General features: G+C 40.0%; 19 protein-coding genes. 4 read left to right on the top strand and 15 right to left on the bottom strand.

Annotation, left to right across the window (positions count from 1 at the left end; all coding sequences use genetic code 11):
* Positions 1-203 precede the first annotated feature (203 nt).
* The 5 genes from rnd to EL244_RS08490 all read right to left on the bottom strand — a co-directional run bounded on the left by rnd (position 204) and on the right by EL244_RS08490 (position 6963).
* On the bottom strand, positions 204-1325 hold the full coding sequence (rnd, locus tag EL244_RS08510) for a ribonuclease D (protein WP_126460175.1): 1122 nt from the start codon (positions 1323-1325) through the stop codon (positions 204-206).
* A gap of 105 nt (positions 1326-1430) precedes the next feature.
* Complete coding sequence (fadD, locus tag EL244_RS08505; RefSeq protein WP_126460172.1) at positions 1431-3119, bottom strand: long-chain-fatty-acid--CoA ligase FadD; 1689 nt, start codon at positions 3117-3119, stop codon at positions 1431-1433.
* Positions 3120-3401: 282 nt separating this feature from the next.
* Entirely contained in the window at positions 3402-4004 is a 603-nt protein-coding gene (locus EL244_RS08500) for a Slp family lipoprotein (protein ID WP_126460169.1), read from the bottom strand.
* A 216-nt stretch (positions 4005-4220) separates the two neighbouring features.
* Complete coding sequence (gene tsaB, locus EL244_RS08495) at positions 4221-4934, bottom strand: tRNA (adenosine(37)-N6)-threonylcarbamoyltransferase complex dimerization subunit type 1 TsaB (protein ID WP_126460166.1); 714 nt, start codon at positions 4932-4934, stop codon at positions 4221-4223.
* 103 nt (positions 4935-5037) lie between these two features.
* Positions 5038-6963 carry a DNA repair helicase YoaA gene (locus EL244_RS08490; protein ID WP_039854096.1) on the bottom strand — a complete coding sequence of 642 codons (1926 nt, stop codon included), beginning with the start codon at positions 6961-6963 and terminating at the stop codon, positions 5038-5040.
* Positions 6964-7111: 148 nt separating this feature from the next.
* Here EL244_RS08490 and EL244_RS08485 point away from each other — a divergent pair, with 148 nt between their 5' ends.
* Positions 7112-7459: a RidA family protein gene (locus tag EL244_RS08485; protein ID WP_115164284.1), complete on the top strand. Its 348-nt coding sequence runs from the start codon at positions 7112-7114 to the stop codon at positions 7457-7459.
* A 293-nt stretch (positions 7460-7752) separates the two neighbouring features.
* Here EL244_RS08485 and EL244_RS08480 read toward each other — a convergent pair whose 3' ends face one another.
* The 3 genes from EL244_RS08480 to mdtJ all read right to left on the bottom strand — a co-directional run bounded on the left by EL244_RS08480 (position 7753) and on the right by mdtJ (position 11321).
* Positions 7753-10128 carry an AAA family ATPase gene (locus tag EL244_RS08480; RefSeq protein WP_126460163.1) on the bottom strand — a complete coding sequence of 792 codons (2376 nt, stop codon included), beginning with the start codon at positions 10126-10128 and terminating at the stop codon, positions 7753-7755.
* A gap of 430 nt (positions 10129-10558) precedes the next feature.
* The gene (mdtI, locus tag EL244_RS08475) at positions 10559-10891 is read right to left on the bottom strand and encodes a multidrug/spermidine efflux SMR transporter subunit MdtI (RefSeq protein WP_126460161.1); all 333 of its coding nucleotides are present in this window, start codon (positions 10889-10891) and stop codon (positions 10559-10561) included.
* Positions 10884-11321 (bottom strand): multidrug/spermidine efflux SMR transporter subunit MdtJ, encoded by a 438-nt coding sequence (gene mdtJ / locus EL244_RS08470; protein ID WP_126462774.1) that lies wholly within the window; start codon positions 11319-11321, stop codon positions 10884-10886. The genes mdtI and mdtJ overlap by 8 nt, the downstream gene beginning before the upstream one ends.
* A gap of 643 nt (positions 11322-11964) precedes the next feature.
* On the opposite strand from mdtJ, the gene pdxK reads away from it, so the two are divergent.
* Complete coding sequence (pdxK, locus tag EL244_RS08465; protein ID WP_126460158.1) at positions 11965-12813, top strand: pyridoxine/pyridoxal/pyridoxamine kinase; 849 nt, start codon at positions 11965-11967, stop codon at positions 12811-12813.
* A gap of 64 nt (positions 12814-12877) precedes the next feature.
* On the opposite strand, the gene zwf is transcribed toward pdxK, so the two are convergent.
* A complete protein-coding gene (gene zwf, locus EL244_RS08460) occupies positions 12878-14353 on the bottom strand; it encodes a glucose-6-phosphate dehydrogenase (protein ID WP_006813121.1) in 1476 nt (491 codons plus the stop codon).
* A 448-nt stretch (positions 14354-14801) separates the two neighbouring features.
* Between zwf and EL244_RS08455 the strand changes: the two genes are divergently transcribed.
* Together EL244_RS08455 and pyk are read left to right on the top strand one after the other, a co-directional pair.
* Positions 14802-15647 carry a MurR/RpiR family transcriptional regulator gene (locus EL244_RS08455; RefSeq protein WP_115164282.1) on the top strand — a complete coding sequence of 282 codons (846 nt, stop codon included), beginning with the start codon at positions 14802-14804 and terminating at the stop codon, positions 15645-15647.
* Positions 15648-15841: 194 nt separating this feature from the next.
* The gene (pyk, locus tag EL244_RS08450; RefSeq protein ID WP_006813123.1) at positions 15842-17284 is read left to right on the top strand and encodes a pyruvate kinase; all 1443 of its coding nucleotides are present in this window, start codon (positions 15842-15844) and stop codon (positions 17282-17284) included.
* Positions 17285-17346: 62 nt separating this feature from the next.
* Here the strand turns inward: pyk and EL244_RS08445 are convergent, their stop codons facing one another.
* The 6 genes from EL244_RS08445 to lpxM form a co-directional block, all read right to left on the bottom strand.
* The gene (locus EL244_RS08445; protein WP_126460155.1) at positions 17347-18357 is read right to left on the bottom strand and encodes a fimbrial protein; all 1011 of its coding nucleotides are present in this window, start codon (positions 18355-18357) and stop codon (positions 17347-17349) included.
* 8 nt (positions 18358-18365) lie between these two features.
* A complete protein-coding gene (locus EL244_RS08440; protein ID WP_126460153.1) occupies positions 18366-20867 on the bottom strand; it encodes a fimbria/pilus outer membrane usher protein in 2502 nt (833 codons plus the stop codon).
* 15 nt (positions 20868-20882) lie between these two features.
* The gene (locus EL244_RS08435) at positions 20883-21530 is read right to left on the bottom strand and encodes a fimbrial biogenesis chaperone (RefSeq protein ID WP_126460152.1); all 648 of its coding nucleotides are present in this window, start codon (positions 21528-21530) and stop codon (positions 20883-20885) included.
* A gap of 57 nt (positions 21531-21587) precedes the next feature.
* Positions 21588-22109 carry a fimbrial protein gene (locus tag EL244_RS08430; protein WP_126460150.1) on the bottom strand — a complete coding sequence of 174 codons (522 nt, stop codon included), beginning with the start codon at positions 22107-22109 and terminating at the stop codon, positions 21588-21590.
* Between the two features lie 193 nt (positions 22110-22302).
* Positions 22303-23151, bottom strand: a complete 849-nt coding sequence (locus EL244_RS08425; RefSeq protein ID WP_172597511.1) for a LysR family transcriptional regulator — start codon at positions 23149-23151, stop codon at positions 22303-22305.
* Positions 23152-23346: 195 nt separating this feature from the next.
* The gene (gene lpxM, locus EL244_RS08420; RefSeq protein ID WP_126460143.1) at positions 23347-24321 is read right to left on the bottom strand and encodes a lauroyl-Kdo(2)-lipid IV(A) myristoyltransferase; all 975 of its coding nucleotides are present in this window, start codon (positions 24319-24321) and stop codon (positions 23347-23349) included.
* Positions 24322-24405: the final 84 nt, after the last annotated feature.

Raw genomic sequence — 24405 nt, 5'->3', positions numbered from 1 at the left:
TTTTTTAGGAAGAATTACAATGTTGATTTTAAATATCGTTTATATAAAAATAATTTTATTATAAAGTTTATTCATATTTGGGTGGGTAAACTTATATTGAAATAAAACTTATCAAGTAGAATAAAAAAGGACGGAATAAAAATTTACTTTAAATGTTTGTCAAAGGTACAAAAAATTCACTATTTTTTGTACCTTTGAGCATATTAGGCTTGGCTAAGTAAGGTTGTTAGTGGGCCTTCCAGTAACTTACCTCGCCAACCTGCCAGTAATTCTGGCTCACATGATTTCTCTTTCAGCCCCCAATGAACGGCTAATAGTTGGTTAATTTGGCGACGGGAGGCTAACAGCTCAGGGTTGAATTTTTCATTTTCAGCAACCTCTTTCACTAATGCCTTAATCTCTTTAAAGATGCTTTTATATTGGCTATGTTCCGTGATATTTGCCACTGGAGCTGGATATTGGCTAGCATCCAGTTTCTTAGCATCCTCAACAATACTCAATAAACGTCGGCCGTGGCAGCGAATTTCCTGCCCTGATAGCCCCAAAGCATCCAGCTCACCTAAAGAACTTGGTAAATAACGAGCCACTTTCCACAGATTTTCTTCTCTGACGACAAAATTAATCGCCATATCACGAGCTTTAGCTTGATCTAATCGCCACGCCGCTAATAACTGTAAGCAGGCTAATTGTTCATCACGTAATTGCCACGCATTAGTGATGTTCAAATAGGCTTTTTCCGGTTTTACCACTTTCTGACGACGCGCTACAACACGCTGGCATTCATCTTTGGCATCATCCAGATAACCCGCTTCAGTCACTTTTTCCATTAAAATTTTGGCAAGTGGTAATAAATACAGCACGTCGGCAGTCGCATAATCGCACTGTTTAGCGCTTAATGGGCGAGCAAGCCAATCTGTACGAGATTCACTTTTATCTAGCTCGATACCTAAATGTTCCGCCACTAGTGTCGCAAATCCACAGGATATTGGATAACCAAGAAAGGCTGCAACGATTTGAGTATCGATCATTGGCTCAGGCACACAACCAAAATCATGGATAAAAACTTCAAGATCCTCACTACCTGCATGGAGAAACTTAAGTTGATTTGGATTGGTTAACAGCGCTTTAAATGGGCTGAAGTCAGTCATTAATAAAGGGTCAATCAATGAAACCTGATTTCCATCATACAGTTGTAGCAGACCCAGCTGAGGATAATATGTTCTTGTGCGTACAAACTCGGTATCCAGTGCTAACCATGGAGCATCACTGGCCTCTTGGCAAACCTGAGCTAATTCGCTATCTGTAATTACTAAACGATAATTCAAAACAAGTTTCTCTTTATTATATTTTGACTAAATATTTTTGACTGATCACAGTAACGCCGGTAAAAACCGGCGTTACACACTTTACTTTTTGATACTACTCCCCCTTTATTCGGAGGTTTTTTCCTTCTTCTGTAGCTCTTCAGCACGTAAATCTTTACGTAAAATTTTGCCTACATTAGATTTTGGTAGCTCATCACGGAATTCGAAAATTTTTGGTACTTTATACGCCGTTAACGAACGGCGACTAAACGTTTTTAACTCATCCGCAGTCAAGTTTGAATTCTTCGTCACAATAAATACTTTGACTGCTTCTCCGGTACTTTCACTGGGAACACCAATAGCAGCGCACTCAATAACATCGGGATGAGCAGAAATAACATCTTCAATTTCATTAGGATAAACGTTAAAACCAGACACTATAATCATATCTTTTTTACGATCAACAATACGAATATAGCCTTCTGTATCTATCTCAGCGATATCTCCGGTTGCTAACCAGCCGTCCACAATGGCTTCACTCGTTGCATCAGGACGATTCCAATAGCCTTTCATTACCTGTGGACCTTTCACCCACATTTCGCCAGGCTCACCAAACGGAACTTGATGACCATGGTCATCAAGGAATTTTACGTCTGTGGATGGAACAGGTAAACCGATACTACCACTATAAGCCGTCAGATTATATGGGTTCCCTGTGACTAAAGGTGAACATTCAGTTAAACCATAACCTTCTAATAAATGACGTCCTGTTAACTCTTGCCACTTTTGCGCTACCGCTTTATGCACTGGCATGCCGCCACCGACTGAAAGTCTTAAGCGGGAAAAATCCAACTTATGGAATTCTGGATTATGGAGCCATGCATTAAATAATGTATTTACACCCGTTATCGCGGTAAAAGGATAGCGAGCAAGCTGTTTTATCGTATCCGGTACATCTCGCGGATTAGTGATCAACAAGTTTACGCCGCCCACATTGATGAATAATAAGCAGTTAACGGTTAGTGCAAATATATGGTACAACGGCAATGCCGTCACCACAGCTTCATTTCCAAAATGTAAAACTGGTCCATATGCCGCTCTTGCTTGGGCAATATTCGCCAACATATTACGGTGAGTCAACATCGCACCTTTAGCTACACCGGTTGTTCCGCCGGTGTACTGAAGAAAAGCCAGATCGTCACCTGTAATATTCGGTTTTATATATTGCATCCGATACCCTTGATGCATGGCACGGCGAAACGAAATCGCATCAGGTAAATTGTATTTAGGTACTAAGCGTTTCACATATTTCACCACAAAATCCACAATGGTAGCTTTTGGGCGAGAAAGTTGATCACCTAAACGGGTTAAAATAACGTGTTTAACTTTAGTGTTGTAGACGATTTTTTCTAATGTATGGGCAAAGTTAGAGACGATCACAATCGCGGTAGCCCCACTGTCATTCAGTTGGTGCTCTAACTCTCTAGGGGTATACAGAGGGTTCACATTGACGGCCACCATACCAGCTCGCAATACGCCGAACAAGGCAATAGGATATTGCAGAAGGTTTGGCATCATTAAGGCAACTCTGTCACCTTTCTTTAGACCTAGGCCATTTTGTAGGTATGCGGCAAATGCTCGGCTTCTTTCTTCTAATTTACGATACGTCATTACCGCGCCCATATTAATGAACGCAGGCTGATCCGCATATTGAGAAACTGCATTTTCAAGTAACTCTGCTAATGAGGCGAAGTCATCAGGGCTTATTTCTTCAGGTACATCAGCAGGATAGTTTTTTAGCCAGATTTTTTCCAAAATGTTACTCCTGAATTTAGTGAGTTATTATTTTTTCACACAACCTCTTAACAAATTATTAACTCATTGTACCAGTTTGAAAAATAAACAATGTTAAGGTTGAGAGCTCTATCACTAAATTATTTTCATTCCTTCAAGATAAAAATAAGGCGGACAATGCCGCCTTATTTAACTTGGTTTCAATTTATCAGATTTTAATCTGTATAAGATTTTCAGATTATACACCGCAATACAGGTTTTTTGGAGCGTTAAGCCCGTTTTTAACGCTTAAACTTCATTCACTTAATCTTCTGCCAGATAAGTTTGCACCTGTGCGGGACCTGCTGGATAACCATAACCCCATCCCCAAGGATGGTTATAATAATATGGTGAACCATAGTAGCCATAACCCCATGGACCCGCAGGTGGCGGCATCATAACACTTTGAGCAAGGCTCCAGCGCTGATACCCTGTCACATCCATCGTAACGTAGTTATAGGGTACTTCACCTATCTTGCCTGCCTGCTCTCCTGTGATCTTACCAACCACAGTTAAGTAGCGGTTATTAAAATCGCTTGGCTCAACAAAACCATTAATGTAGGCATAAATACGCCCAACAGATGGGGAGTTAAGTTCAGGAGCCGCATCATATTTATTCAGTACCATGGTCGCAATTTCGACTCGGGTTCTTTTTGGTTCATTTAAAACTGAAAGTACTTTTCCTCCAAAACGCGCTTCCTGACCAACATACATTTCAGGTGCATTCTGTATGGATTTAAGATTATCCGCTGGGTTTGGTACTGAGCCCTTAATAGATTGTGGAATGGATACACAGCCTGTCAGTGCTAATATGCCCGCAATTAAAATACTTTTAATCGCAAAGCGGTAGCTAAATTTACGTTTCATTTACCACCTCCAATTAGCCATCATTATAGAGTTAGAATATGTGCTTTAAAACTGTGAATGAATAGCATCACACGATATGTTCAGTAAATTAATATCTGGTCACATTATTAACTATAATAATAGCTTATTTGACCATCGATTCTATATCGTAGATTAAAAAAATGGCTATATGCTGATTATTCATATAGCCATTGACAAAATATTTAAGGAAAGAAATTATTCCCGTCCGGGTAATTTTTTCCACGTAACTTCGTTGCGCAGATAAGTGGGCTCTACATTCTCAACTGCGGTCACTTTCCCTGCGAGCCAAAGTTGCCTTGCGATAGGCAACATATCTTGCGCATCGGGTAATGTAATTTGGCTATCACTAATTGCTAATGAACCAGAAAGAAGTTCAGGGTATGCCAACCAGCCAGTACCAGCATGACACCAACTCCCCGTTAATGTCGAAAATTGTGCTTTAAAATCTGCGGGCATCATTACAGCTTCAGTCTCTTCACCTAGCCAAAAGCTTTGGGCATCTCGCTTGTATTGAGCACAATAGATTTCAGACATACGAGCATCAATAGCAACAAGGATCTGCGTTTGTCCTGTTGAACGGTACGCACCTTCGGCTAACGCCATCAGTGATGAGACACCAATCATTGGCAGGTCTGCACCAAGTGCGAGTCCTTGAGCAATCCCCACGCCAATTCGTACGCCCGTAAAACTCCCCGGTCCACGCCCAAAGGCTAAAGCATCTAATTGATTTAATGTGATACCCGCTTCCGCTAATACCTCTTCAACCATTGGCAATACTTTTTGAGTATGCTCTCGTGGAGAGATGGCAAAACGCGAAATAATTTCAGCATTATGTTGCCCACCCGCACAACACAGCGCAACGGAACAAGCTTCGGTTGCTGTATCAACAGCTAGAATATAACTCGACATGCCTAAACTCCGGCAAATATTAGGTTTGTTGTTACCACCGTCTTGGCGGCAACCTGAAAGATGGGCGATATATTAGCATAAACTACCCGCCCGATCGTAGAAATTAGTCTTCTGAGTTGTGTTCAGACCGTTTTTTCTCAAGGAACTCAATGGCTTTATTTATGCTTCTTGTTCTTGGAGATGGCGGCAAGCTACGTAAAAAAACTTCACCATACGGACGGGTCACCAATCGGTTATCGCAAATCACAATAACGCCATAATCGGTGGTATCTCTAATTAAACGCCCTACACCTTGTTTCAAGGTAATCACTGCGTCAGGCAACTGCACATCTGCAAAGGGGTCGCCGCCACGTAACTCACAATCTTCAATACGGGCACGTAATAAAGGGTCATCGGGGGCTGTAAAGGGTAATTTATCGATAATGACGCAACTGAGTTCATCCCCTCGGACATCAACCCCTTCCCAAAAGCTGCTTGTTGCCACTAAAACCGCATTTCCCGCAGCAATAAATTGCGCCAACAATTTATTTTTACTGCTTTCCCCTTGCATCAATACTGGCAAGGTCAAGGAAGCTTTAAACTCTTCAGCCAGCTCACGCATCATTAAATGGGAAGTACAGAGGAAAAAACAGCGACCTTTATTTTTCTCAATCAACGGTCTTAGCATCGTGGCTAATTTTTGGGCACTTCCCCGTTGATTTGGTTCAGGTAGAAAACGAGGAACACACAGTAACGTCTGGGTTTCATAATCAAACGGGCTGGCTAATAGCAATGTTTTCGCGGAGTTTAGCCCTAATCGATCGGTAAAATGACTCAGTTTTTCGTTAACAGATAATGTGGCAGACGTAAAAACCCAACTGGCAGGCGTGCCAGCAATCATTTCACTGAATTTGTCCGCAACCGTTAATGGTGTTAACGCTAATAAAAAATGGCGACCGTAGCTTTCAAACCAATAGCTATAGCCCGGTATCGTCACATCTTTCAATCGATTAAGTCGATTTCGATAAATTGTCACTCGTTCAAAGATAGAATCTAATGTTTGAGAACGACCCAATGAGGTTTTGACCACTTCATAACACAGTTCAAGGGCATCATCGAGCAAGGTTAAAGAACGCTGTACTTCAGATAATTTGAGTAATTCGCGTAAATTACCCCGAAAACTGTTGTCCCCGAGATTCAATCGAAAATCTAACGTGCTTTGGGTTAGCCTATCTGCGCTTTTTTGTAATTGCGCTTGGTCTTTTAGCTCAGTACGGTATGTCATGACCATATCGCGAGCCAGATCCAATAGCTGGCGACTGCTTAATTGTTGTCCAAAATATTGGCTCGCAATATCTGGGATCTGATGGGCTTCATCGAAAATCATCACGTCAGCCTGGGGAATTAATTCACCAAAACCCGTGTCTTTTACCACTCTATCCGCCATAAATAAGTGGTGGTTAACGACGACAATATCCGCATCTAATGCTTTGCGGCGCGCTTTAAGTACAAAGCATTCTTGATAGCGCGGGCAATCGCTGCCTAAACAGTTATCATTGGTGCTCGTGACTAATGGCCAAACTGGGCTATCTTCTGCAATATCATGGCAAGTGCTGACATCCCCTAATTCGGATTCAATTGACCAGCTACGCAGTCTAACTACCGCAGTTAAAATCTCTGGTTCAAGGCTTCCTCCACCTAAAGATTGTTGGTCTAACCGTTCCAAGCATAGATAGTTTGACCGACCTTTAAGTAATGCGGTTTTACCTTGGTAGTTCATCGCATCGATGATAGACGGTAAATCACGGTGATAAAGTTGGTCTTGTAATGCTTTCGACCCCGTGGAAACAATCACTTTTTTACCACTACGCAAAGCGGGTACTAAATACGCGTATGTTTTCCCGGTTCCTGTTCCCGCTTCTGCCACCAGCACATGTTGCTGTTCAATAGACTGAGAGACAGCCTCAGACATAGTGACCTGCGCCGCACGAGGTTGAAACCCGGGGATTGTTTTTGCTAGAAAGCCATCAGCTGAAAAGTCGTTAGACACCACAAACCTACGTTGATTAATTTTGATAAAGATACTTTAACATGAGTTCTAACTGGCTGCTGCGCTAATTATACTTTCCTTAACGAACTGATTTTCATCACTGTGGCAACCTGATATTCTTTATGCATATTGATAATAAGGAACAGTTATGACTATTGAACGTATTGACCCAGATACCCGTTGGTCTGAAGCCGTCATCCATAATGGCGTCGTTTATTACACCAGTGTCCCTGAGAAGCTGGACGGTGATATTGTTATTCAGACCGCTGATACATTAGCCGCGATTGATGTGATGTTAGAGCGTGTCGGCTCAGATAAAAGCAAAATTTTAGATGCGACGATTTTTCTCGCAGATAAAGCCGATTTTGCGGGAATGAATCAAGCGTGGGATGCATGGGTTGTTGCAGGTAGCGCCCCTGTCCGTTGCACCGTACAAGCGGCACTAATGAAGCCAGAATATAAAGTAGAGATTAAAATCGTTGCCGCGATTGATTAGTCTTGATTGATACTTGAAAAGAACATCTGCCTAATGCCGGTCACCTTACGTGAGCGGCATTATTTTTAACTGGATATTTTGAGCTTTAGCTGAACACTGTCACTTAATTTTCATCTTCTGCGTTTACGGGGCTATATGTAATCAGACAGTCAGCATTAGTGCCAAAAGCAGAATTTGGTAATATCAAAATATATTAATTAAAGAAGAATGAGAATTCCGCTTGTTAGCTCAAATGCTTCGAGCTTAACCTTATCGATTGATTTTCTCATAGATGTGCTCATGAACGGAAGGCTTCAAAACGGCATATCCTGATCAAATTCGGGCGGATTAATCTCAGACTTGAGTATAGTCTGTATAGGGGCTGATTCCTCGATTACATTGGCATCATCTAATACAATACCTCCCTCTTCGCCAGCATCAGTCATTGCCGGCTGCTCAGAGATCTCTTCCGGATCTAAATCAACGTATGAATCACCCATCATCATTCGATAATGCGCATCATGCTTAGCCGCCTTGAATATCTTGAAGAAAATTTTCAGATAACTTGCTGCCATATTATCACTAATAGCCACATAAAGCTCATCTGGAGCGTAATGCGACCCATCATTTACCCAACTCATCAAAGACTGGCACTGTGTCTTTTCAATTCCCTCAAACTTGTCGACCAGATGGTACGTATCGACCCCCCCCAAGATCTTGAAATAGTTTTCCAAAATCCGTCGCATGGTATTCTGCAACGTAAGGACTGGCAGCGGTGTTCTTTTCAGCTCCGCCCAGAGTAGTTGATAAGAATTCCTGATTGGATTACTTGAATGAAACTCAATTACTGAATACTCATTAGGTTTGCGGATAATCCAAAATGTCTCGTCAGCAAGAGATGTATTGGCCTTCCGGCGCTGATCGTATGCGACCTCTTTATGGAAATGAACGTTGTGTGTAAGTACCACAACTTGTTTAAGATGACTACCACTCTTTCTAACCTCGGCGAAGAGCTCCTTGATCAAGCTACTCACGATAAATAACACATCACTATCAAGGCTTGAAACAGGATCATCAATGACCACAATCCGATCCGCGGTGATACCGGACGTCGTAATACTCCCTCTTAGCAAGTGGTAGAAATAAAGGAACGTTACGAAAGTCTTCTCGCCCTCACTCAATGTTTGCTTGGCATCTTTTCCATCCGCTCGGATAATTCTATAGGAGTTATCTACACATGCAGGATCTAGAGAAAAGCTGAGAAAGCCAAAATTTTTCAAAATTTTATTTATAGCAATTACTGTAGGCTTTACGCTGGTAAGCTCCGCCTCAATCTTATCGATATCAACGTCAGTAGCACTAATACTTTCCGTGGCCTTATCTCGGCTCACTGCGATACCCGAAATCGATTTCTGTAGCTTATTCTTCTCAGAGGTATAATCAGCCAAGGTATTCTTTAGCTCGGTATCGACAATATATTTCCACACTTCTCCAGTGAGCTTACGCTGCTCTGTAGTGAAGCTTGATACTAGGCGGTTTTGTTCGGTTATTTTCGCGTTTGCCGCATTAGCAATAGCAACAATATCTGTCTGAATGTCCTCGATCCCCTCAAGAAATATCTCAGCACTTGGAGTAGTAACTTTACTGTCCATCCGCCCTTTATTGATGAGAACAACAGCATCTAGCGCTTGAATCTTAGAATTAAGTTTTTCCTTGTCCAGTTCAGTGCAATCCAATGCTAACAGAACATGTGCCTGAGCCAAAAGTTCATCAGCAATTTGGAAATAACTATTACGTAGGGTAGAGACAGCCTTAGAATCCGCCTCAAAAGTCTCATCAAAGTAGTTAGTAAGTTCCTTCTCAAAATCGTGGGGGAGAGTCTGCTGACAGAAAGGGCATTGTTCATCCGTATGGCCCAAAAATCTCATACCCTGCCTAACCCAGTCGCTATTACATAACCGCTGAATAATTGCAGATATACTGACATCGTCTTTACCTACCACCTTTTTAACTAGAATCGGACTTTTCTCGAATGCTATCAATCGTGATAAATCCAAGGTCGAAACAAGATCTCTTTTTGAGGGTTCGTCACCATATAAAATCTCCGCTCTAGCCTTGAGATCAATCAAATCAACCAAGATCGACTTGTTATTCTCATGCTCTTGAAGAACCCTTGCTTTGAATGCTTCCTTGTTATTCCTTAAACCAGTAAATGCCCCTTTAAAATATTCATCATGCTTCACTTTCTGTTCCCAGCATCGGTTAACTAACTTTGCTTCCAAAGAAATCAACTCAGCATGCTTTCCGGATTTTCCATCCTCACCATCAAGAGAGATGATTAACTTGGCCTTCAATTGTTCATGGCGCTTTTTTTCATCTTTAAGATCTCTGAGGCGGTCGAGCTGAACTTTCTCGGCCTTGCCTAGTGTAAATACTCCCTGAAACTCTTTGGATTCTGAGAAATTAGCAGTGATAAAATCGTTGTTATAGATCATTGCTGGCACTGGCATATTTCTGAGCCAAGTAATTCTAGAGTCTATTGAGAGGCTAGGTTTTTCAATAAGTCGACTGATTGTAGTCTTACCCGCCCCATTTGCTCCATAAATAAAATTGACCTTTTTTAGATTAATAATTTCTGATTTGTCAGCACGGTAAGTGGCAATGTTGGAAAGACTAATTGATTCGATCATAGCGGGTCATCCCTGTACGCAACGGTGTTAAGTTGACCATTGCTCAGTAAAATTCTGGAGGTCTAGGCTATTTAGCGGCAACCATTCCTGTAGAATAGATAGAATCATATCACTTAAGATATTTTTGATATATTAAATAAACTATCTTCACACCGGAAAATTCAGTAAATAACCATATTTAACCACTAACACTTATGGCTATTGTATTGATATATATAGCTATAAATAAAACACGGGAGGAATGCCATTAAAAAAAGACAATAAGATACTTATTTTATTAGATATTTTATAATTCAGAATATTCTGTAATCCAATTTCTTAATTAATAATAATTGCTAAAATAAAATTATTAAATTGATAATTACCTATCCCATGTATAAGTGATTTATGCATGGGATAGGTAAAACAACTTAATTATTATTAACCTTGTCTACGACATTTTAATCAATACCATTCCTACCAGTAGGAACACAATTCCGCCCCAACCTTTGTAGTTTAAGCGTTGATTAAATAAAATCCAGCCAGCGGCTACCGTCGCAATAATACCGAACGCGCCCCACAGTGCATAAGCGATAGACAATTCGATGCCTTTGACAGCTTGTGCTAATGCGCTAAATGCACCTAATACAGCGACAAGTGACAAAATTCCTAGCCAATAACGTTTAAACCCATTCGACATTTTTAATAAAACGTTAGCAATAATTTCCAGTATAACCGCAAGGATCAGGAATGCCGCATGCCACCATTCAAATTGGTTATCCATGTTTCACCTCTGATTTCATAGGGTTACTTGTTAATGCTCGAGCCTTCGCTGCACTCACTACTTTTTGGGTAGCATGTTTTACTTTCTGTGCCGATTGGCTGGTTGTGGCTTTCTTGGTACCGGATTTTATTAAAGCAATACCCGCGATCAGAAAGACCAGCCCACCAATTTTCATCGGTGACAAAGACTCATCAAACCAAAGCACGCTGAAGGTGGTAATCAATAAAATTCCCACACCTTCCCACATGGCGTAAGCAACACCAAGGGCGACTTTTTTGACCGCTACAGCAAGCAAAATATAGGAGGTCGCAATCATCACATACATCACCGCCATACCGGTAAAATCACCGCTGACGCTGGCATGTTTCATTGATAATGTACCTATTACTTCAGTGACAATAGCTAATGCTAAAAATATCCAATAAATCATCATATAATCCCTCACGATACAGCCACGCCATAGCCTGCATTTTGCACAGCAAAAAATAATAATTAGCTTAGTTCTTGGGCATGAAGCTGTTAAAAATTCAAACAATAACAACGAATTGCTGTTTTTATTCAGCAGAATGAATAATCGAGAGAGACGCTATAACGCACCGCACCAGTGGTATTCACTGGACAGAATGGCAGAAAGGAAAAGTTTGTGTGTTGTTCTTCTTTGGGACTTACTGATCTTGACATTAGTCGCGATAAGCATGATATCACATTCATTTCATCAGATGGACATCCATCCAAGTTACTCCGAACCCTCATATAGTTAATTGATCGAATTCCTTTTTATCACGCCAAAAATATTAAGTCAATGAATACAAACACCTTTTCCATTGACTACTTTATTGCATAATTATTCATTAATATGCTAACCAACCCTAGTGGGCGCCCTATTTTGTCGAATAACCAACCGATTTATCCCACATTTCTTTTTAGAAAATTTGATTGAAAAAAATTTATTTTACCCTCTTTTATGCTGCGCTAAATTAACTTCATATCCATTTTCCACGTTACCATTGACAACCCTTAACAACAGGCTTCTTATAGTCAATATATGTGAAAAGAATAAATAAGAGAGATACATGGATACCTTCAGCCTAACGTCTAATAGCTTTCAAAACTCTACTGATGCAACCCCCCTTCCTTATGATGTTGTTTCCATTCAATCCCAAGTTGTCTATGGTAGCGTTGGTAATAGCATTGCAGTTCCCGCATTGACCAAACAAGGGTTGAGAGTTGCGGCAGTTCCTACTGTTATCTTGAGCAATACACCTCATTACAGCACCTGCTATGGTGGAGAACTGCCGAGCGAGTGGTTTAGAGGTTATCTTCAAGGATTCGTTGAGCGAGGTAGCTTACCGTCTGTAAGAGCAATTTTGACTGGCTATTTAGGCTCACCAAGTAAAGCGCATGACTTAGCCGATTGGTTAGCTTCAGTTCGTGAAGAACATCCAAAAATACCGGTAATTGTTGATCCTGTGATGGGAGATGAAGATAGTGGCTTTTATATTCCACCTGAAATTGCTGATGTCTATCGCCATGACGTCATTCCGCTTGCCACAGGCATTATTCCCAACAAATTTGAGCTTTCAACGCTCAGTGGGCAACAAATTCATACCCTTGAGGATGCGACTCGAGCAGCTCGATCATTATTAAAGGGTTATACCCAGTGGGTTATTATTACTAGCGCCTTTCAGCCAGATGATGAGAGCATTGAAGTGGTGTGTGTTACCAAACAAGATGTGGCCGTCATTCGTCATAAACGTTACCCTGTCACGCCAAAGGGCACTGGTGATTTATTTGGTGCGGAACTTACCGCTCAATTATTAGCAGGCTTGTCCGTTCCTGATGCGGCTAAAATGGCATGTTTGCGTATCGAACAAGGGATCATTCATATGGCAGCGACAGGACGTAGCGAGTTAGTACTCTAGTTCTTCGTGGTATAAAAAAGGCCCTATATTTAACTAGGGCCTTCACAATGAAACTCAATGTATTTTATTCAAACTCGTTCCATGAACGACCATCACGAGCAATCATCGCAACAGAAGCAATCGGTCCCCATGTTCCCGCTTGGTAAGGTTTTGGCATATCGTTATCCATCGCCCAAGCCTCCATGATGGAATCAACCCATTTCCATGCTTCTTCAACTTCATCACGGCGAACGAACAATGCTTGGATACCACGCATGGCTTCTAATAATAAACGTTCGTAAGCATCGGCGAGATGAGTTTGATTAAACGTCTCAGAGAAACTTAAATCCAGTTTGGTGGTTTGTAAGCGGTGCTTATGATCCAAGCCCGGTGCTTTGTTCATGATCTCGATATCAATCCCTTCATCTGGTTGCAGACGAATAGTTAATTTGTTCTGCGGTAAATCTTGGTAACTATCAGAGAAAATATTCAGCGCAGGCTTTTTAAAATACACCACCACTTCTGAACATTTTGCTGGTAAACGTTTCCCTGTACGCAGGTAGAAAGGAACGCCAGCCCAACGCCAGTCATCAATGTCAACACGCAGTGCGACAAAGGACTCGGTCATACTCTGCTTATTAGCACCCTCTTCCTCTAAATAGCCAGGCACTTTTTTACCTTGAACAAAACCCGCTGTATATTGACCACGAACCGCTTTTTCACGAATGTTAGTATGGTCAATACGGCGTAATGAGCGCAAAACTTTTACTTTCTCATCACGAATACGGTCTGTGGTTAAATCCGCAGGAGGAGACATCGCAATCATGGTTAAAATTTGCAGTAAATGGTTTTGCACCATATCACGCATTTGGCCAGCTTGGTCAAAATAACCCCAACGCCCTTCAATACCCACTTCTTCTGCAACGGTAATCTGCACATGGTCAATCGTGCGATTATCCCAGTTGTTGATAAATAGTGAGTTCGCAAAACGTAGCGCTAACAGGTTTAATACGGTTTCTTTACCAAGATAATGGTCAATTCGGTAAACTTGGTTCTCTTCAAAATATTTAGCCACTTCATTATTAATTTCTTGAGAAGAAGCCAAGTTTGTACCCAATGGTTTTTCCATTACAACGCGGTTTGGCTGTTTATTCAGACCTGCATGACCCAGACCATGGCACACTGCGCCAAATGTATTCGGTGGCATTGCAAAATAATGGATGGCAGGTTGAGTATCCTGCTTTAACATCTCAGCGAGGCGGACAAAGTTATCTGTCTCGTTGACGTCTAGGTTACAAAAATCCAAACGCGCACTTAATCGACGCCAAAGCTCGGGGTCTAATTTTTCTTTTAAGAATTCATTTAACGCTTTTTCGACAAACTCTATATAGTCGTTCTGTTCCCATTGAGCGCGACCAACGCCGATAATGCGGGTATCTGGATGGATATAACCTGCTTTTTCCAATTGATATAGCGAAGGAAGTAACTTGCGACGGGCTAGGTCACCCTTAGTGCCGAATATAATCAAGTCACAAGCTTGAGCAGCATTATGTACCGCCATGTTGGTTCTCCTCAATTTGCGGAATTTAGAATCTATCCCATTAGCCTGCGAATTTATGTCTGTCTAATGGGATAGGCTCTGAGCATTATTGTTATGAAAAATTGACCGTTGCCCGCTAATGTACCTTTTTGCTTCTGTTCCGTAAATATTGATGATACTGGCCACAGTTTTTATGCTGAAAAATCCAGCATACCACGTTGAATTTTAGAAAACTAAATAACTGAATGGTTACAGCCTTTGTAAGAAAATAACCGATTTTGTAGTGAGTTTACTGAGTGGAAAATTAGATACGGGTCATACTTTCGTAAAAAAGCCCTTAATTGCCCTCCGTGTTTAGATGGCTTACCTCTAAGAGGTAGTATATTTTCACTCTTATTGAAATAGTAACGCCACAATACCCTGATGGCATAAAAATTTCTCCTTTCGCTGAAATAGGCACTTTTGTTATATGAATATTTTAGAACAAATGAAAACCAGCCTCGATTTTTTAAGTAAATCAGAAAAAAAAGTGGCAGAAGTAATTTTAGGTATGCCCCAAAAAGCCATTCATTTGAGTATTGCGGCCTTGGCAGAATTGGCAGAAGTCAGCGAGCCTACCGTCAATCGGTTTTGCCGTAAAATGGAAACCAAGGGTTTCCCTGATTTCAAATTAAAATTGGCACAAAATATTGCCAATGGAACACCTTATGTTAATCGTCATATTGAAGAAACAGATACGGTTAATACCTATACCCATAAAATTTTTGAATCGGCGATGGCGGGATTAGACAACGTGAAACACACGTTAGATATTAGCGCCATTAACCGAGCCGTCGATTTGTTAACTCAAGCACGAAAAATTAGTTTTTTTGGCTTTGGTGCCTCCGCGGCTGTCGCCCATGATGCTATGAACAAATTTTTTCGCTTTAATATTCCAGTCATATACTTCGATGATATTGTGATGCAACGCATGAGCTGTATGAATAGTGGTGACGGAGATGTGATTGTGCTTATCTCACACACAGGAAGAACTAAAGCATTGGTTGATATGGCGCAACTTGCTCGCAGTAATGATGCAACCGTGATTGCAATTACTTCTGAAGGTTCTCCTCTTTCTCTCGAAGCCACCTTATCGATTATTATCGATGTCCCTGAAGATACTGATATGTATATGCCAATGGTTTCTAGAATGGCTCAACTTGCTGTGATCGACGTCTTGACAACTGGATTTACTTTGCGAAGAGGCGAAAAATTTAGAGATAACTTGAAACGCGTCAAAGAAGCATTACGCGATTCGCGGTTTGATAACATCTGAAAGAAATAACAATGTTGAAGAGCACGATATAAGACTGTCAGGCCAAATACTTTTGTTCGCCTGATAGCATTAACAAATTTGCTGTATATAATAGCTGTGCTCGTGTCAGCACCCTTATTTGCAGTAAATAGGTTTCGAAATGGAGTGAAATGGTTTCACTTATATTTGTACCATTACAGGTCACGGAGTAATACATGTCTAGACGGCTTAGAAGAACTAAAATTGTTACAACCCTTGGTCCAGCAACCGATCGCGATAATAATCTAGAAAAAATTATCAATGCTGGTGCTAACGTTGTGCGTCTCAACTTCTCACACGGAACTCCTGAAGACCACATGGCGCGCGCGAATAAAGTGCGAGAGATTGCAGCCCGCTTAGGTCGCCACGTAGCCATCCTCGGGGATCTACAAGGTCCAAAAATTCGTGTTTCTACTTTCAAAGACGGTAAAGTCTTCCTCAATATTGGCGATAAATTCACGTTAGATGCGTCACTCGGTAAAGGTGAAGGCGACCAACAAAAAGTGGGCATTGACTATAAAGGTCTTCCTGCTGATGTCGTTCCAGGTGATATCCTGCTTCTTGATGATGGTCGAGTTCAACTCAAAGTTCGCGAAGTCAAAGGGTTACAAGTATTTACTGAAGTCACTGTTGGTGGACAACTTTCAAACAATAAAGGCATCAATAAGCTTGGTGGCGGTCTTTCAGCTGAAGCGCTGACTGAAAAAGATAAAGAAGACATTAAAACCGCAGCTAAAATTGGTGTTGATTTCTTAGCAGTTTCATTCCCTCGCTCAGGTGAAGATTTAGATTACGCTCGTCGTTTAGCTCGTGATGCGGGTTGTGAATGTCAGATAGTGGCTAAAGTTGAACGTGCAGAAGCCGTTGCTACCGATGAAGTCATGGATGAAGTTATTCTCGCATCCGACGTTGTCATGGTCGCCCGTGGCGATTTAGGTGTGGAAATTGGTGACCCTGAATTGGTCGCTGTACAGAAAAAACTGATCCGCCGTTCTCGCCAGCTCAACCGTGTCGTCATCACTGCCACTCAGATGATGGAATCGATGATCACTAACCCAATGCCAACTCGTGCAGAGGTTATGGACGTCGCGAACGCTGTATTAGATGGTACAGATGCCGTTATGTTATCTGCGGAAACTGCGGCAGGACAATATCCAGCGGAAACTGTAGCCGCAATGGCTCAGGTTTGTTTTGGCGCAGAAAAAATGCCGGGCTTGAATATTTCTAAACACCGTTTAGATGCTGAATTCGAAAGCTCAGAAGATGCCATTGCGATGTCAACTATGTATGCCGCTAACCACCTGAAAGGAGTCAAAGCTATTATCGCTATGACCGAATCAGGACGCACTGCACGCATAATGTCTCGTATTAGTTCTGGCTTACCTATTTTTGCTATGTCACGCCATGAAAAAACATTGAATCAATGCTCTCTGTACCGTGGTGTCACACCAGTATTTTGTAACACCCATACTGATGGTATTGCTGCGGCAAGCGAGGCTGTAACGCGTTTGCGCGATAATGGCTACCTGATGGCTGGTGATATTGTATTAGTTACCCAAGGTGACCAAATGGGAACCGTTGGAAGCACCAATACTTGTCGTATCTTAGTTGTAGAATGATTTATCAATAAATCATTCCGCACCAAAAGGGAGCAATTTGCTCCCTTTAATGTCTGTATCACTTACTCGTATTGTAGATTAAATTGCAATGTCCCTTCAGCTTTACCTGCCCGTGTTGTCTGTTCAGTTTGAATATAAGCCGCTTCAAGAGGAATACTGTATTGCACCGTCTGATTTGAGCGAGTTATTAGCATCTTTTGGTTGAGTTTAATCGGTTTCCCTTTATGTTTAATCTGAATTCCAAATCCTTTCGCCGTCTCCCTATGAGAACGATTATTTAAAGCTATCGTTCCCGCGATTCCACTTAGGTCTTGGTTGCCAATAAAGGTGATTTTAATCGCGGATCCTGCGTCGCACTCCAGTTCAATCTTAAATCGTTTTCGCCCATCAGAGCTCGTCGTTCCGACACCCTTAAAAGCGCTTTTTTCTACTTTATTCAGCGAGACACTAATCAATGAATTTTTGACCTCGCAACCATTAGAGATAACATTAATCGGGCTCAACCAAATTGTCGGTTCAAAATTTCCATAGCTATCTTGTGCAATGAATTTATCATTAAATAATATCAACATAGCCGCCTTCGTACTAGGAAGCCACTGTGTTTTTACTTGCGGACGGATCTTATAAAATGCAACTTTTAAACTAATATTATAGTGGCTAGTTGATAACGTTGAAGGGCATAACAATCGATTAGCTGGATTGCCATCGCGCTGGTTGCGCCCATTTACATAACCTCTCCCAGAGCAAGGGCTATTCACCACGCCATGCAATGCAAAACCAATTCCTGAATCCCCAATTTCTTTAATCGCGCCAATACCAGAAATACTGTAATGGTCATCAAATATACCCGGTAAATTAATTCCAACCCGCGTTATACCCTGTTCATTCCACCATACCCATGGTGTAAACGTCCCCAAATCAACCGTCGCCAACAATGTATTTATTGGCGTATTTTTAGGTACATACAAAGTTTTAGGGATAGACACTGTATAGGAACTAAATTCAGCTCGATATTCTGCAAACACAGAAGGACAATAAAATAGTGCTGTAATATAAATTATCCATTTGTTCATGACGTTTCCTATTTACATTCCCCTTCAATAAATTGAATATTTGTATTTTCCATATCAATTGTGAGAGAAAGTTGACATTGATTTTCCGTTCCCACTCCCCATATTGCTTGGATTACGCTTTGTTCAGGCACCCCGCTGAGGTAGACTTCGCCATCATTCGCGACCATCCCTGTTGCCACCACCTGTTTACTCACTAACACATTAACCTGTGAACCCAAGGCAACTTGGTTCCCCTTGGTCTTTAGTTTAAGTAAAATTCGCCCCCCACGTTTAACGTCAAAATCAGCAAGAACAATGGCTCCTTGAGTCGGCACGACGGTCTTGGTATTTATCGGAATATCATAGTTACCCGCGAGTGTTGAAGCGTCGATACTCACGTTATTACGCTCATAGCGACTCACCATTGGGATCAATGCATATCCATGGGTATTGGTATAGAGCGAAGGGACATTGGTAATTTTTAAGTTGGGAATATTGGAGGCGTTAACTAATACAGCAGAGTCATAAAAATTACGGGATGCAGTGAGTCCACCGCTATGCAATAAAAGTCCACCAGAAACGGTTCCATTAATAGAACGATGGTCAGAGCTATAATCCACACCAAGTCCATATTCACCTTTGGAGCTCAGATAGTGAGTTCTAAGCCCGTAACCCACTTGCTGGTTGTTATGGTTATATCGTTGAGATAAATCGTAATGTAATTGATCGTCATCGAAAGCAATTCCATTAATACTCAGAACACTGGAGGGATCACCATGTCGACTCGTTTGATAACTAGCATTTCCCCAATAATGCTGTTTCTTCCATGAAAATGGCATATTCAGATTAAAGGCTAATATCCCATCATTATCCTGTCGATCATATTGTTGTGTATAACTATAGGAAACACTGAAATTTATCCCTTGATACTGAGAACTGAAATTGGCAGTAATACTATTATCAACGCCATCATGCCCCCAATAAGACTGCTGAAAACCATTCAGTGACAAATACCCCGTATAACCCACTGACTGGGTCATTACTGCCTGTAATCGTTGCTTTCGTCCCCGTCCTTCACGAAAACGAGAATTAGAATCCACAAAATTGACATAGTTTGCTGAAGCATAATGAACCAATGATAAATTAATACCTGTGCCACTATTTTGCAGATATTTAGCATACTGTACTCGGTAAACCCGCCCTGCTATTTTAGCCTTGTTAATAAATTCTGATGAAGAATAAGTGAAATCCGCAGATGCAGCGCCAAGTCCCCCTAAATTAAGTCCACCGCCTAATATATAAGATTGATAATATTGGGAAATTAATACGCCACCCAGTACAGATGGATGACCATAATGTGCTAGATGATTCGGTAAACCATAGGTTCCTATCAATTTGGCAAAGTACGGAAACCTTACACTTTGCTCCCCTTGATATTTCCCCATGTCGATGCTGTATTTTAGTGTTCCCGCTCTTTGCATAATAGGAAGTGCAGAAAATGGCTGAGTATAATTTCTAGTTGTGCCACTCATTTCTTCTATACTGATAGTTAAGTCACCGCTATTAGCCATGGAATAAAGGTCATTAATAACAAACTCTCCCGCGGGTACATCCGTTTGATAAATTAGCTGGTTATTTTGAGTAACGGTGATATGGGCATTAGTTTGTGCAATGCCCTTAATTATCGGTGCAAATCCTCTTTGACTTTGGGCTAACATACTTTCCTCAGACATTAACTGCATACCAAGGTAAGGAAAAACCTCCATCACACCATTATCCGTTGTAATTTCTCCCATCGTAAAATGACTTTTTAGTGTGCGTATATCTCGTTCAATAAAAGTTTGTAAACTATTTAAATTTGCGTTATTTCCTCCATAGCTATAATGGCTTTGATTTCTTGCTCGCCATGCACCAAAATTTATGCCGCTATGTAGTCCCAAAAAAATATTTTGGCTCTTATTGGCTTTTCCCCAATACTGGCTGTAACGCAGACTATAATTTGTAAACAGGGTGTTTATTCCATCATCCCATTCCACAGGATCTACATACCCACGAAAGACTGAATTTATCCCAACCTGAGGAATGCTTAAATGCAGTTGATTTAGAAAAAAATCATAATAAATATTAGCGCCTACAATTACGTTTTCTATAGGATGAATATCTTCATCTAGAGATAAAGACTCAAATGAAGTACTCACTGATGATTTTACACCCCACTTGATTAGCTGTTTTTTTGTAATTTTAGGAATCAATTTAGTGGTATTTTTATCATAGAATATTTCGATTTTGTCATTGTCAATTTTATGATTGTTAATAAAAATATCGAGTTGATATGTTCCGGGAAGTTGACCTTGTGGATATGAAAAATAATCTAATGTTGACACATCAGTAACTTGATTTTCTACTCCTGTATTTATTGCATTAATGTCAAACTCTTCATTCGCTTTTGTCAAAACAGGAAATAATAATGTACTAGCAAAAACAATCCACTGATGACTCAATAAGTTAAATTTTAAATACTGTATTTCCATTCTTTATACTCTTCCTTAATTTTTTTCAATGATCGCTCCATAGTCATTAATAAATTCAACTGTTACTGATTGCTCTGTGCCAATATTTTTATTGGAAATCTGTTTTTCTTCCCATGGATATACCATCTTGGAAGTTTGGATGATGTGGCTATCAATGAATACACTTTTAATTGATAAATGATATGGTGTATTGTTTTTAATCCATAACCTGTTTTTTTTCCTGATAATATTCACATCATCAAAATTTAAAGGCTGTATATCCTTAGAGCGTAGAAATAATTTAAATTGGGAATTAATAATAATTTGCAATTCATTTTCAATATCATCACGCTTAGGAGGAATTGATTTTATATTTAGTAAATACAATTTCTCTTCATTAGAGGATAATGGCATCCCCATATAAGCAATTCGAGCAGTTCCATGGCTATCAGGCTCAACTCTAAATAATGGGGGCGTCGCAATAAATGGCGCTTTAGTCTCATTTTCAAAACCCGTCACCCAACTTTGAATTAAAAATGGTTTTTCTTTATTACTATTCAGTATAGGAATGGTTATTTCCCGCTTATTATCGACATACACAAACCGTGTTCCTCCTATACTAATTCCTGAAGCAAGTACAGATAGAGAAAAACAAGATAGTAAAAATAATGTTAAAAAATGCATGAGTAGCCTGTTATGACCTATTCGAAAGGTTAGGGGTGACAGCCGTCACCCCTAATATTATTGATATTGAATACTGTATACTGTGCTACTATTCGCTTGCCCCGCAGTTGCCGCCCCTGTTGCTTTATACAAAGCAACATACTCCAAATCTACAGCTCCGCCTTTCACTGTAACTTCTTTGGTGTCTTGGTAAAGCTTAATCTGTGAAACCGCATCTTTTTCATAAAGTGCAATCCCTACATTTTTAGCCGTTCCATCACCTTGATTCAGTGCGAGAAGGTCATGATCTGCCGTATCACGAGTACCTCCAAATTTAACAGTAACTTTGCTGTCTTCAGGGCAATCAACCAGCTTGATCATAAAATTATTCAAACCAGCAACTTTCCCTTGTGCTGATAAACTTTTAGTTGAAACAGTTCCAAGATCGATATTTAAATTACGAGATTGGCTATCAACGGTACAGGCTTTTTCAGTAATTTCCCCTGTAAAATTGATCGTCCCAGAGGCAAAAGCAACTGTATTCATTACCATAGTTACGCTAATCCCTATAACCATTAATATTTTATTTAAAATGCACATAATATTTCCTATAGATAAATTTTAAATTATTCATAAAGCTTCCATGAATAACTGAATATGAGTAATGATGCCGGATGGAAATATAACACCAGAAGTTAATTAAGTTAAAGAATGGTTACATTGAAAATTTTCAAACTACATCAAAAAAATTTATGACTTTTGTATTTAAAATTTAAAACCTAGCCTGATTGATTTACTTACTATAGAAAAGATAATTAATTATCATGTCATTTATCGATGAATTCTTATTCATATACATGTAGAATTTATAGCTCATTTTTCCAAATGCATTTTCCAAGGCTATTAGTGATTTATCATTAATAGCCTCATTGATTCTATTTTTAGGTAACCAAGCATAACCAACTGAATTTTTTACCAGTGTAATTGCCGTTTCTATACTATCTACTTTAACCATCTGTATACTTTTTATTGTATCTTGAAATGAAGAAGACAATACAATCTGAGGGATATATTCAAGTTCCTGAACGACTTTATCCATTTGATGCAACTTCAACTTATTATTAGAATCAATCACTAAAACAGCCTCAACCTCCCCTAATAAGATGGGGTTTAATGACTCTATATAATGATGTGTAATAAGAAGATCAAAATCCTTCAATGCCATGATATTTGATTTCGTTAATAATTTCTTATCTAACTCAATATCATAGTTTTTTTTACTTTTAATTAACCCCCCAATCCTCTTAATTAATTCATCATTTTTATATAATGTATCTGTAATTATTTTAATTTTGTTATTAATGTTTTTATTGAGAAATTTAGCTGTCGTTTCTAATGAAATGGCTTTATTTGTCATCTCTCTAGATAGTTCGAGTAATTGTTCACCTTGCTTAGTCAGTATCGCTCGACGTTTTTCTAATACAAATATTTTAGTATCTAATGTTTGTTCTAATTTATTTATTGTATAGCTAATCGATGATTGTGTTTTATGTAATGCTTCCGCCGCTTGAGCAAAACCACCATAGTCTACTATTGCTTGTAAGGTAAACCATTGGTCTAACGTTGTTTTTGTTTTTTCCATCATATCTCCAAGCCAATATCCCGGATGATTTTATTTCAAAAGAATATAACAATAAGATTTAAATATCATCTATGGGATATCGACCTTGAACCATATTTTATATTCAATTTATATTATTAATTAATACAAATATTAATTACGAAAAAAAACCACGATTTATTAATATCGTGGTTTTTTATTTAACAGTAATGGATGTTATCGATAGAGGTCTTTGCGTTGATAAGGCTCTATCTCCCCTTCTTTTCTCGTTTTTAATAATTTAAGTATCCACGTGTACTGTTCAGGATGTGGCTCAACTAAATACTCAAGCTCTTCATTCATACGGCGAGCGATGTATGTATCATCTTGGCCATCGATATCATCCATAGGTTCACGAATATAAATATGGAGTTGGTGATTAACATGATCGTACACCGGAAACAGCGGAACAATTTTAGCCTTACACACTTTCATTAAGCGCCCAATGGCCGGTAATGTTGCTTTATAGGTACCAAAAAAATCCACAAATTCACTATGCTCTGCTCCATGATCTTGATCAGGCAGATAGAACCCCCAGAAACCTTGCCTAACCGAGGCTATGAATGGTTTGATGCCCGCTTCCCGCGAATGTAGACGACCGCCAAAATGATAGCGGGCTTTATTCCATAAATAATCTGCAACCGGGTTTTTTTGATGGTGGAACATCGCTGCCATATTTTGGCCCATTGCTGCCAACAACATGGCAGGAGCGTCAACCGCCCATCCATGGGGAACCATAAAAATCACATTACTTTTTTGCTCTTTCAATCGCTCAATGATCTGCATATTGTGCCACTGAGTACGTTCTAAAGTGCGTTTTGATCCTCGAATACATAATTCAGCTAGCATAACAAATGACTGTGGTGCCGTTTCAAACATCCTATCGACCAATTGCTCTCTTTGCTCTTCTGTATATTCAGGAAAACAGTAGAGTAAATTGATTTTAGCTCGACGACGGGCACTTTTTGCCAACTTTCCGACCCATTTACCGATTTTTGCTAACATTGGATCTCGTACTTTTACCGGAATATAAGAGAGCCCCACAAAGACCGCAGCCCCTAGCCACACTCCCCAATATTTTGGTAATAAATACGATTTATGAAATGTTGGCACATAGCCTTTTTTGCTATCGGTATCTTTTTCTTTATTCATCTTATACCCAAAGAATTATGGCTATCTTTCATAACCTATCAGTGTCGTTATGAAAGCATTACAAAAAAAACTGGCAGACACAAG

The organism is Providencia rustigianii (genome assembly GCF_900637755.1).
GTDB classification, from domain to species: Bacteria; Pseudomonadota; Gammaproteobacteria; order Enterobacterales; family Enterobacteriaceae; genus Providencia; species Providencia rustigianii.
This window is presented reverse-complemented; position numbering and strand designations above follow the sequence as displayed.

What these genes read in the sequence shown, in the direction of transcription:
- EL244_RS08500 (WP_126460169.1), bottom strand. Translation starts at nt 4,004, where the DNA reads ATGAAACGTAAATTTAGCTACCGCTTTGCGATTAAAAGTATTTTAATT.
- tsaB (WP_126460166.1), bottom strand. Translation starts at nt 4,934, where the DNA reads ATGTCGAGTTATATTCTAGCTGTTGATACAGCAACCGAAGCTTGTTCC.
- EL244_RS08485 (WP_115164284.1), top strand. Translation starts at nt 7,112, where the DNA reads ATGACTATTGAACGTATTGACCCAGATACCCGTTGGTCTGAAGCCGTC.
- EL244_RS08480 (WP_126460163.1), bottom strand. Translation starts at nt 10,128, where the DNA reads ATGATCGAATCAATTAGTCTTTCCAACATTGCCACTTACCGTGCTGAC.
- mdtI (WP_126460161.1), bottom strand. Translation starts at nt 10,891, where the DNA reads ATGGATAACCAATTTGAATGGTGGCATGCGGCATTCCTGATCCTTGCG.
- mdtJ (WP_126462774.1), bottom strand. Translation starts at nt 11,321, where the DNA reads ATGATTTATTGGATATTTTTAGCATTAGCTATTGTCACTGAAGTAATA.
- pdxK (WP_126460158.1), top strand. Translation starts at nt 11,965, where the DNA reads ATGGATACCTTCAGCCTAACGTCTAATAGCTTTCAAAACTCTACTGAT.
- zwf (WP_006813121.1), bottom strand. Translation starts at nt 14,353, where the DNA reads ATGGCGGTACATAATGCTGCTCAAGCTTGTGACTTGATTATATTCGGC.
- EL244_RS08455 (WP_115164282.1), top strand. Translation starts at nt 14,802, where the DNA reads ATGAATATTTTAGAACAAATGAAAACCAGCCTCGATTTTTTAAGTAAA.
- pyk (WP_006813123.1), top strand. Translation starts at nt 15,842, where the DNA reads ATGTCTAGACGGCTTAGAAGAACTAAAATTGTTACAACCCTTGGTCCA.
- EL244_RS08445 (WP_126460155.1), bottom strand. Translation starts at nt 18,357, where the DNA reads ATGAACAAATGGATAATTTATATTACAGCACTATTTTATTGTCCTTCT.
- EL244_RS08440 (WP_126460153.1), bottom strand. Translation starts at nt 20,867, where the DNA reads ATGGAAATACAGTATTTAAAATTTAACTTATTGAGTCATCAGTGGATT.
- EL244_RS08435 (WP_126460152.1), bottom strand. Translation starts at nt 21,530, where the DNA reads ATGCATTTTTTAACATTATTTTTACTATCTTGTTTTTCTCTATCTGTA.
- EL244_RS08430 (WP_126460150.1), bottom strand. Translation starts at nt 22,109, where the DNA reads ATGTGCATTTTAAATAAAATATTAATGGTTATAGGGATTAGCGTAACT.
- EL244_RS08425 (WP_172597511.1), bottom strand. Translation starts at nt 23,151, where the DNA reads ATGGAAAAAACAAAAACAACGTTAGACCAATGGTTTACCTTACAAGCA.
- lpxM (WP_126460143.1), bottom strand. Translation starts at nt 24,321, where the DNA reads ATGAATAAAGAAAAAGATACCGATAGCAAAAAAGGCTATGTGCCAACA.